7 protein-coding genes are annotated in these 7,352 nt (G+C 39.2%); all 7 read left to right on the top strand.

From position 1 onward, the window contains the following. Positions 1–270: 270 nt before the first annotated feature. The 7 genes from L877_RS0104940 (at position 271) to L877_RS0104910 (ending at position 7,321) form a co-directional block, all read left to right on the top strand. Positions 271–1,749, top strand: a complete 1,479-nt coding sequence (locus tag L877_RS0104940) for an alpha-N-arabinofuranosidase (RefSeq protein ID WP_051437686.1) — start codon at positions 271–273, stop codon at positions 1,747–1,749. A 15-nt stretch (positions 1,750–1,764) separates the two neighbouring features. Beyond that, positions 1,765–2,025, top strand: a complete 261-nt coding sequence (locus L877_RS0104935; RefSeq protein WP_026835151.1) for a DUF6171 family protein — start codon at positions 1,765–1,767, stop codon at positions 2,023–2,025. Between the two features lie 4 nt (positions 2,026–2,029). Next, the gene (locus L877_RS12200; protein WP_051437685.1) at positions 2,030–3,820 is read left to right on the top strand and encodes a glycoside hydrolase family 27 protein; all 1,791 of its coding nucleotides are present in this window, start codon (positions 2,030–2,032) and stop codon (positions 3,818–3,820) included. 4 nt (positions 3,821–3,824) lie between these two features. Beyond that, the gene (locus tag L877_RS0104925) at positions 3,825–4,220 is read left to right on the top strand and encodes a hypothetical protein (RefSeq protein WP_026835150.1); all 396 of its coding nucleotides are present in this window, start codon (positions 3,825–3,827) and stop codon (positions 4,218–4,220) included. A gap of 61 nt (positions 4,221–4,281) precedes the next feature. Continuing rightward, positions 4,282–5,397, top strand: coding sequence for a leucine-rich repeat domain-containing protein (locus L877_RS0104920; protein WP_026835149.1), 1,116 nt, complete (start codon positions 4,282–4,284; stop codon positions 5,395–5,397). 247 nt (positions 5,398–5,644) lie between these two features. Continuing rightward, a complete protein-coding gene (locus L877_RS13415) occupies positions 5,645–6,820 on the top strand; it encodes an anti-sigma factor antagonist (RefSeq protein ID WP_051437684.1) in 1,176 nt (391 codons plus the stop codon). A 3-nt stretch (positions 6,821–6,823) separates the two neighbouring features. After that, the gene (locus L877_RS0104910; RefSeq protein ID WP_026835148.1) at positions 6,824–7,321 is read left to right on the top strand and encodes a zinc ribbon domain-containing protein; all 498 of its coding nucleotides are present in this window, start codon (positions 6,824–6,826) and stop codon (positions 7,319–7,321) included. Positions 7,322–7,352: the final 31 nt, after the last annotated feature.

Below are 7,352 nucleotides of genomic sequence, written 5' to 3'. Positions count from 1 at the left end.
TTGATTGATAAGGAGAGAGGGGCATGCCTATTTGAAAAAAGAGGATTTGGCATGCCCCGAGAGGAGGGGGACTCTCTGCCTGAAATACGGAACCATAACTAGACAAATATGGCAAGATATTACACAATAATTCAATAATAATACAAGATAATCCATTTTTTTCGGACCATTTTTATTGTAAATTAGTATGTAGATAGATTATTTGTGTGAAAATATATATGATTAAGACTAGAAAGGAGAGGCGCATGAGGTGGATGCGCCAGAATAGCTATGAAAAAAGTTAAAGGAACTATTAATCCCAAAAGAGAGATTAGTAAGATTAACAAGGAGATCTACGGACATTTTTCTGAGCATCTGGGAAGATGTATATATGGGGGAATCTTTGTAGGGGAAGATTCCGAAATCCCAAACACTAAGGGAATGAGAAATGACGTTGTTGCCGCACTAAAGGAGATGCAGATTCCGGTACTCAGATGGCCAGGTGGATGTTTTGCTGATGAGTATCACTGGAAGGACGGAATTGGTCCACTGGCTGATAGAAAGAGAATGATTAACACTCATTGGGGTGGAGTTCTCGAGGATAACAGCTTCGGAACACATGAGTTCTTCGAATTGTGTGATCAGCTCGGATGCGAGCCATACATCAATGGAAATCTGGGAAGTGGATCTGTCAGAGAAATGTCCGAGTGGATCGAGTACATGACATTTGATGGGGAGTCACCTATGTCAAAGCTTCGTGAGGCCAATGGTCGCAAGGAGCCATGGAAGCTTAAGTATTTTGGCGTTGGTAATGAAAACTGGGGATGTGGAGGAAATATGACTCCGGAGTACTATGGCAATGAGTACAGAAGATATCAGACATATTGCCGCAACTATGGTGACAATAAGCTTTACAAGATCGCTTGTGGGCCGAACGGAGATGACTACGATTGGACTGATAAGTTAATGAATCTCATCAAGGATCAACAAGCAGATGCCATCAGTCTTCACTACTACACCGTGACACATGATTGGGATCACAAGGGAAGTGCCACGGAGTTTACAGAGGAAGAGTACTATGAGACAATCTCCAAAACTCTCTACATAGAGCCGATGATTGAGAGACATCTAGCTGTTATGGATAAGCATGATCCAGAGCACAAGGTTAAGCTCGTTGTGGATGAGTGGGGAACATGGCATGATGTTGAGGAGGGAACTAATCCTGGATTCCTTTATCAGCAGAATACCATGAGAGATGCGATTGTAGCTGCGCTCAATCTGAATATTTTCAACAGACACAGTGATAGAATCTCAATGGCTAACATTGCTCAGGTTGTAAATGTTCTGCAAGCTGTAATTCTTACAGAGGGTGCCAAGATTCTCAAAACACCTACATATCATGTGTTTGAGATGTTCAAGGGTCACCAAGAGGCGAAGCTTGTGGATTGTTACTTCGATGTTGAAAAGAAGGAGTGTAAGGGAAAGGAAATTCCTGTTATTTCATCTTCAGCTTCTGTCAATGACAAGGGAGAGATGACTATAACACTCGCCAATCCTCTCCTCACAGAGGATGTGGAGGTAAATGCAGATATTCTCGGTGACTACTGCGATGTAACCGGCAAGATTCTCATCGCCGACGTAGGAGCATATAATACTTTTGAGAATCCTGATAAAGTCGCACCAAAAGAGTACGATGGATTCAAATTGGAGTACGGTACATTGAGTGGAAATATTCCGCCATGTAGCGTTGTGACACTTGTTTTGAACTAAAGGAGTGTAGAACTCATGAGCAGACCATTTTGCAAAAAATGCATGTGGACAAAGGAAATGCTCGAAAAAGAACGGATAAAAGTAGAGGAGTACGTCTCAAGGATTCCTGTTGAAGAGAGAGTCTGCGACAGCGAATACGAGAGGCGACTTCTTATATGTGGAAAATGTTCTGATAGAAGAGCAGGATTTTGCGGACAGTGTGGATGTTATATTGAAATCAGGGCGGCAAGGAAAACGGGATATTGCCCTGGAATTACAGATAAGTGGAAGGAATAGGACTATGAGATTAAAAGAACCAAGATCGATAAAAAATGAAAAGTATACATATGACAGCTTTGCCAATCGCGAAGTTCTTGAGAGCAGAGGAAAGAAGCATCTCCCTCCTATGGGATGGAATAGTTGGAATGCGTTTGGTTGCGGAAATACAGAAGAATTGACTAAAACCATGGTGGATTGCATGATTGAGCTTGGGTTAGATAAACTGGGATATCAATATGTAGTTTTGGATGATGGCTGCTACTATGAAAAAAGAGTAGATAATAAATTGAAAAATGAACCAATCAAATTCCCCAATGATTTTAAAGTTTTATCAGATTATGTTCATGGCAAAGGGCTAAAGTTTGGAATGTACAATGATATCGGAACCAAGCTTTGTAGCGGCCTTGAAGTAGGAACCTGTGGATATGAGGCAGAAGATGCCCGGAGCTACGTGGATTGGGATATTGATTTCATAAAGGTTGATAATTGCTATTATCCTTGGGATAATGCAACTTTTTCTGAGGCGACTAATGCCAAGTATACATTTGCGCCTAGGATAAAGGGAATATTAATAGAAAATGAGCAGGAGAAAATAGTGCTTTCAACCGTTAAAGATGGAAAGATTACGGGTGAAAGGGGAAAGATAATTGATGGATATGCAGTTGGTATCGGAACGTTTGACGGAACAGGACCGGATAGAACACCGGTCGGTGAGCAAAGTAGCGAGCTGATATTTGAATTGAATATCGAAAATGCCGGCAAGTATGAATTGTTAGTTGATTGCGAACTCGGAGAAGAAGAGGGAGTTGGAAGTTGGCTGCAAGTTGCCGTGGTTGAAAATGGTGAGACTAGGAGAGTGTTCGATGATTTTTACGGCTCAAAGCCTATCGCTATCGAACTTCAAAAGGGCGAAGTTACTATACGCCTTATGAATCACAGAAGGCAGGAAAATGTTCTGGCCTCATATGCTAAGTTTCTTGAAGAGTATAATAAGCTAAAGCCAGATAATGATCTTATATTTTCTATCTGTGAGTGGGGTAAAACTCAACCGCAGAATTGGGGATATAAGGTTGGAGATAGTTGGAGAATTCTCAATGATATTACATTTGATGTTGGAAGCGATGGTGACAATGGAAAGTGTCCATGGGAGTCAGATTATACCACGAGCGTCACATCACAGTACAATAAAGCAGTAATTATGGATGAATTTGCTGGTCTTGATAAGGGCTGGAATGACCCAGACATGTTGGCTGTTGGTATGGATGGATTGACCCTTGATATGTGTAGAACTCATATGGCAACTTGGTGTATGATGAATGCTCCACTTATGCTTGGAATCGATCTCAGACGCGTGAAGCGAGGAGATGATCTGTGGAAGATACTCGCGGATGAAAAACTCATTGCACTCAATCAGGATCCTCTGGGCGTTCAGGCAAAGAGAATCTGTGTTATCACGAAGAATGAGATAATATATGATGAAGCAGACAAGCTATATATACGCGATAATAATAGAGTTGATATCCTGGCAAAGCCTCTCGCCGACGGCGGAATGGCTATATCTTTTGTGAACCTCAGCGGTGAAGATCATACTGATGAGATTGCAATCGAACTTGATAGAATCATAAATAAGCTAGCTCATAAGATGACCGATTCTGAGAGTTTTAAAGGGGCGAAGAGCTACCTAGTAGAGAACTTAGAATCCGGAGAAGTGAAGGAAGTAGCCGGAAGTGAAGAATTGGAAAAAGTAAAGTTCACTGCAGACGGATTGAGAGCATACTGCACCAAGACGTTCAAGGTGACAATAAAGGAGTAATCCTATGAAGCCTATTGATTTAGCGAGAAAAATGTTGGGGAGAAGTGATATTCCCAGAGAAGTTCAGATTGTCATGTCTACAATCCCTTCAGATACAGATATAAATAGGAGAAATGCTGCCCGCATAATACATGTGATTATGCGGGATATTTTTCATGTTCAAGATATACGAGATGATGATAAGCTAATGGAAGCAGAAAAGTTAAGGGACTTATACGATTGTCGGAGTTGTGTGGCAAGCATACGGCAGGTATACGCCAGAGGAGTTATGGGCGCAAAGTATGATTTGGAGAGTGAAAATGGAAGGTGCATGATATTTGGTGGTGGAGATTTGCTTGAGGAAGATGATATTGCGTGGGAAGTTGTAATAAACGCAATTGACACGCATCTGGGTTTGTGATAGAATACTGTTTACAAAACGTATTATACGAGGAGATTAATTAGATGAAAAGATAATACTAATGGTTCTTATGTTGACAATTCTGGGACAGATTGTCGATATAAATACATTTGCAGTAGAAAGCAAGACACGTGAGATCTTGTTCGAAAACTTTAAGAGTACCGTGGAAGAAACACCTTCAGGGGATTTTAAAACTACCTTGAGTGGAAGCGGAGCAGTTACAGAGCATGTAATGCTTTTTGGAAATGTATTTATTTTAGATGGAATAACTGTATTAGAAAAAGAGGTATTCAGAGGCAATAAAGGTGTTTATTCAGTATCACTTCCTGAGACATTAAAATCAATTGGGGAAAAGTGTTTTTGCACTTGCAGAGATATACAGGAGATAGCTATTCCATCTAGTGTTACAAGTATTGGCAAGAATCCATTTTATGATTGCCAAAGATTGAAGAAGATAGTTAATAATTCAAAGGTTTCGGTTGATGCACCAAAGTTTGAAGATTATAGGCGTGGCTATGATTATTATGTGGATGGGAAACCGGCAACTAAGGTAGCTCCAGGGAAAACAATGATAGGAAAGCCACATAAATACAAGCTTAATCTTAAACTCAATGGAGGAAAAATAGTAGGCAAAAAGATGAAAACCTATGATATAGTAAAGAATACTATTCTTCCAAGAGCTAAGAAAAAAGGCTATGATTTTGTTGGATGGACAGATGAAAATGATAGTGCTAATGGAATATCAAAACTGTGGAGAGCTGATCTTATAGTTGGGGGAAAACAGACAAGATATGCCCAGTTCTGCAAGGTTAAGATGACGGGAAAGAAGAAAAGTATTCAAATCAAGGTGACTAATAGTCATTTTCCGTATCTTTGTGTATATTATTCCACAAAGAAGGACAGAAGTGATGAAAAGATGGTTAAAGTCGTAAATGATGCTTCGGAAAAATTGCATTATTACAGGGAGGGATCATATAAAGCAGTAAAGATAAAAGGAAAGAGAAAGTATTACGAAAAAGACCGTAAGAAGACATACATTAGCATGACCCTTCCTATTTTCAAGTCTAAAACAAAGTATTATATTAGACTTAAGAGTATCATTCCATATGGAGAAGAAATGGAAAAAGAGTATGGTTATAGTGATTTCTTTGGAAGAAGAACTGTTAGGGTGAAGTGATTACCCCAATAAAAGAATATTATGACGTATAGCGACTGGAGAATAGCGGATTATTCCCAGTCGTTTTTTTGGAAACATCGGAATCGCATGGCGCTGGTCTTACAAGCTTTGCTTGTAAAACAATTATTCGATATTAACTCTGAAAATAATTTCTGATATATTTAATCATCATTTTCGGATTCCCTTGAAATCGTCCAGAAAGTATGTGATAATATATTTATAATTTTCAAGCAATTAGGAGGTTTCGATGGAAAATATAGTTGAAGAAGGAAAGTTGACTGTTTTTTTGAAAGGGCGTATTAATTCGGACAATGCAGCCCATGTGCAAAATGATATCGAGGAATTACTTGTTGAGAATCATGAGATGGATTTGATTCTTGATTTAAATGAGTTAGAATATATCTCTAGTGCCGGTCTCAGAGTTTTACTATATTTGAAAAAGAAGTCTGGACGGAATATTTTTATAATTAACGCAAGCCCAGAAGTATATGATATCTTTAATGTCACGGGTTTTTCTGAATTATTCAACATTAAGAAAAAACTTAGAGAAATCAGTGTGGAAGGATGCAAAGTAATAGGTCAGGGAGCAGTTGGCACAGTTTACAGACTTGATGAAGACACTGTCGTTAAAGTATATGAAAGTATGACCAGTGTCGAGGAGATTGAGCGCGAGCAAAAGATGGCCAAACACGCGCTTCTCATGGGAATTCCAACAGCAATAAGCTATGATATTGTTCGGGTTGATGGTAAGCTTGGAACTGTATTTGAAATGTTAAAAGCAGATAATTTTAACGATATGATTATAGAAAAGCCGGAAGACAAAGAAATCATAGTTCGCCAGTATGCCGAATTTCTCAGACAAATTCATAGTGTAGAACTGGACGGTGAGAGCTTGCCGGATATGCGAGATTTATTTGTGTCTTTTATAGATGATCTGGGAGAGACGTTGCCTAGCGACTTGGCCGATAGACTTAGAGAGTTAATTCTGAAGATGCCGAAGTGCATGAGTACAATTCATGGTGATGTTCAGATGAAAAATGTTATGTTTGATGGATCTGAGCCACTTCTCATTGACATGGAGAGCCTAAGTGTAGGAAATCCAGTTTTTGAATTGCAGGCTCTTTATATCGCTTATAAAGCATATCCAGAGGACGAAAAGGGCAATACAGATCGTTTCTTGGGAATAACCGAGGAAATGGCCGATTATATCTACAACAAATCAATGGAAAACTATTTTCAAGGATATACAGAGGAACAACTTGAGGATGCGAAGTTAAAGATTCGAATTGTCGCATATATAAGGTTTTTACATTTGGTCAGTGTACGAGGTATCGGTTTGCCGGAATTGATGGAAACGCGTGTGAAACATACAATTGAGCATTTAAGGGAAGATTTGCCAAAGGTAGACAACTTGGAGGTTTAATGTATGAAGAGATATTGTGCAAATTGCAAGAAAGAGTTTGAATTTAAGATAGCTAAGATGAGCGACTTGGATAGCCTGGTTTGCCCCGAATGTGGTAATCCTGTGGCTAGTGACAGTCGTGCGCCAGTGGATCCCAAAATCGAGGAAAATGAAGAAGCTATCGGAAGGACGATAGGTAATGTATTCTATTTGGGGTACATATTTTATCTGATATGTGGCACTATCGGAATAGTTGCTTATGTATTTGGTTTTTGGAAATTACTAATTGCTATGACGGTAATTAGTCTTATAGTTTACGTATTACAATATTTTACAGATACTCTGACATTTCCGACAGGAGTTATCTTTATTCCAATTGGGGCAGCCGCCGGGTGGTACTTTTTCAATGGTTGGCATGGTGCATGTCTTGGAATTATGATTGTATTTGTTGCCAGACATTTAATAAGAGATGTATTTTTTGGATTGTTGTGGAAACTAGTAGAATATGGCAAAAAGTCGTGAATGATTTGTTGTGAATTATAAATGATATTGC

The organism is Eubacterium xylanophilum ATCC 35991, from assembly GCF_000518685.1.
Classification (GTDB): domain Bacteria; phylum Bacillota; class Clostridia; order Lachnospirales; family Lachnospiraceae; genus Eubacterium_F; species Eubacterium_F xylanophilum.
The sequence above is the reverse complement of the archived record's forward strand: the minus strand, read 5'-3'. Positions and strand labels throughout refer to the sequence as shown.